This is a genomic window from Bacteroides sp. AM54-2NS (assembly GCF_003602935.1).
Classification (GTDB): Bacteria; Bacteroidota; Bacteroidia; order Bacteroidales; family Bacteroidaceae; genus Bacteroides; species Bacteroides xylanisolvens.
Genome location: NZ_QTMZ01000105.1, coordinates 1 through 2,922, shown reverse-complemented (window position 1 = coordinate 2,922; position 2,922 = coordinate 1). Strand labels below are relative to the sequence as shown.

Annotated in this window: 5 protein-coding genes; all 5 read left to right on the top strand. The window is 50.8% G+C overall.

Going from position 1 to position 2,922, the window contains the following annotated elements; genetic code table 11:
• The coding region (locus DXA05_RS25785) for a toprim domain-containing protein (RefSeq protein WP_165861571.1) at positions 1-428 on the top strand (428 nt) is incomplete at its 5' end.
• On the top strand, positions 425-910 hold the full coding sequence (locus DXA05_RS25780; protein ID WP_005816244.1) for a PH domain-containing protein: 486 nt from the start codon (positions 425-427) through the stop codon (positions 908-910). The genes DXA05_RS25785 and DXA05_RS25780, both read left to right, overlap by 4 nt.
• On the top strand, positions 891-1,592 hold the full coding sequence (locus tag DXA05_RS25775) for a hypothetical protein (RefSeq protein WP_005816246.1): 702 nt from the start codon (positions 891-893) through the stop codon (positions 1,590-1,592). Before DXA05_RS25780 ends, DXA05_RS25775 begins: the two co-directional genes overlap by 20 nt.
• 17 nt (positions 1,593-1,609) lie before the next feature.
• Positions 1,610-2,293 (top strand): hypothetical protein, encoded by a 684-nt coding sequence (locus DXA05_RS25770; RefSeq protein ID WP_005816248.1) that lies wholly within the window; start codon positions 1,610-1,612, stop codon positions 2,291-2,293.
• 93 nt (positions 2,294-2,386) lie between these two features.
• On the top strand, positions 2,387-2,922 hold a 536-nt coding region (locus tag DXA05_RS25765; RefSeq protein WP_128859777.1), incomplete at its 3' end, for a hypothetical protein.

The following is a 2,922-nucleotide window of genomic DNA, read 5'->3' as shown; positions in this document are numbered from 1 at the left end:
AAGCAAGCGAAATTGTATGGTTTGAGAGTGCCTACGATGCCATGGCAGAGTATCAGATAAATCCTGTAAAGATGGTGTATGTATCTACGGGCGGCACACCCACCGAGGGACAGATGCGAGGACTTCTGTCCGTTACTCCCAACGCACGGCACTATTTGGGTTTTGACAAGGACGATGCAGGGCGGCAGTTTGTTGCAAACTTCAGGAAGGTGGCAGCAGAGATGGGCTTCCGTCACGAGCATGTGCAAGCCTATCATCCATTGGGTTGCTACAAGGACTGGAACGATGCGCTGCTCAACAAGAAATCAGCAGAACTGATTGCCAAGGGCGAACCAGATACCTTCGACTATGCCGAGTTTATCGCAGCCGGCAAGGCAGAGAAACAAAGGGAAAAAGAAGAAAAGAACACATATCATAGAAGCGTATGAGACAAGAAGATAATAGCATCATCACCTTGTGCCCCAGCATCGGACAGTTTTTCATCAACGAACTGCCTCTGTTGCTGTTGTGCGTGGCAATGCTCCTAATCGGAGGATTGCCCGGTTGTGCATATAGTACCCTGTTGCTTGTCTTCAGCCTCCTGTTCTCCCTCTGTTTACTCTACCGATTCATCTATCTGAGGAGTATCCGCTACCATATCGGGAGCGAGCAACTCATCTGTGAGCACGGAGTGTTTCAGCGGAGCGTGAACTACATGGAGTTGTACCGAGTGGTGGACTTTGCCGAGCATCAGACATTGATACAACAGTTATGCGGACTGAAAAGCGTGACCGTGTTGTCGATGGATAGAACGACACCGAAACTGGAAATGACCGGCATCAGCAACAGCTATGACGTGGTGAGTGTGATACGAACAAGAGTAGAAACGAACAAACGAAGAAAGGGCGTATATGAGATTACGAATAGATAAGATTTGGTTCATTGTCGTGGCATTGGTACTGAGCGTGCCGTCAGCCCATGCACAGATTGTGACTGCCAACCCTTTGGAATGGATGGCATTAGCAGAGGGCAACGAAGCCATCAACGGTGAGATAGAGAAGGAAATCAAAGGTCAGACCAAGACTGCCCTGTTGCAGAATACCATCGCCGCAGAGTTCACCAAGATACACGAATGGGAGAAGAAGTACAACAGTTATCTGAAAACCGCCAGTGGTTATGCCTCTTCCCTCAAAGCCTGTACCTATCTGTACGACGATGGAGTGAAGATATTCATCACCTTGTGTAAGATGCGCAAGGCCATCAACAATAATCCGCAAGGCATCGTTGCCACCCTCTCGATGAACAACCTGTATATGGAGACCGCCACGGAATTGGTGTCCGTCTTCACACTGCTGAAAGATGCAGTCGCCAAAGGAGGCAAAGAGAACATGCTGACTGGTGCGGAAAGGAGCAAGACGCTGTGGGCACTGAACGACAAGCTGAGTGCCTTCAGCAAGAAGCTGCATCGTCTTTATCTGTCTATACGATATTACACCATGACCGATGTGTGGAACGGCGTGACGGCAGGGATGATAGACCGAAGCAATGGAGAGATAGCCACCCAAGCCCTTAGCAGATGGCGCAGAGCAGGACGTATGACCATCAGTGATTAACGATAAAGGAATCAGTCATGAAGTATTTCATATCAATTGCCATTTTTATGTTTATATCATCTTTTGCAGGAGTGCGGGCGCAGAACGACCCGACTCTTGCGGGGATGATTCTGATGTACACCAACAAGGCGGAGAAAGAACTGAAGAATCAGGAGAAAGTGATGCTGCTACAATCCACCGGCCATATCTGGACCAAGGAGGAAGTGGAAGCCACTACCGACCTGCAGCGGGAGTTCAACAACTATCTGGACTCCTTCCGTTCCATCGTCAGCTATGCCGCACAGATATATGGTTTCTATCACGAGATAGGTCAGTTGGTGGACAATATGGGTGGATTGGTGGCGCAGTTGGATGCCCATCCTGCCAACGGACTTGCCGTAGCCCTGTCAGCCAAGCGCAACAAGATATACCGCGAGCTGATTATGAACAGCATCGAGATAGTTAATGACATACGCACGGTATGCCTGTCGGGCAACAAGATGACCGAGAAGGAGCGTGTGGAGATAGTCTTCGGCATCCGACCCAAACTGAAGAAGATGAACAAGCAGTTGAAGCGACTGACGAGGGCGGTGAAATACACCACCATGGGCGATGTTTGGATGGAGATAGACGAAGGGGCAAGACCCACCAAAGCGAACAAAGCCGAGATAGCAGCGGCTGCCAAGAGGCGGTGGAAGCAGGTGGGCAAGAACGTAAACTGATGGAGCAGCGAGAGCAGAGCCGAACTTGTTCGAGCTATGCCGAGTCGTGACAGAAGAAGACGAAGTCAAACCGTGATTAAAAAACGATAAGATATGGGATTTTGGAGTTCATTATTGAAATATGGTGGCAAGGCGGCACGAGGTACTGGCCATGTCATCGGAGTAACTGGAAAGACCTTAGGCAGTGCGGCACTCCACCCGCAACGCACCCTTATGGGAGCCGGCAAGGCTATGCAGACGGCCGCAGTGGGTAGTGCCGCAGGCTATGTGACATGGGAGAAGCTGACCACAGACAAGAGCGTGGCACGCATCGTAGGTGATGCTGTCATCGGCGAGAATGCCACGGAAGCGGTGGCACAAACCGCCAACGATGTGCAACGTCTGACGGGCAAGGCTGGTGAAGCCGTTGATGCGGTGAACACTGTAGCCGGAAAGATGGACACCCAGTTCAGCGGCATCAGTGATTTCTTTAGGAATATGTTCGGAGGCGTAGGATGCGACATGATAGGCAATCTCTTTGGCAATATCGGCAAGGGCAACGTGTCGGGTATGAGCATCGTCGGACTGGTGGCTGCCGCCTTCATGGTATTCGGACGCTTTGGTTGGATGAGCAAGATTGCGGGTGCTGC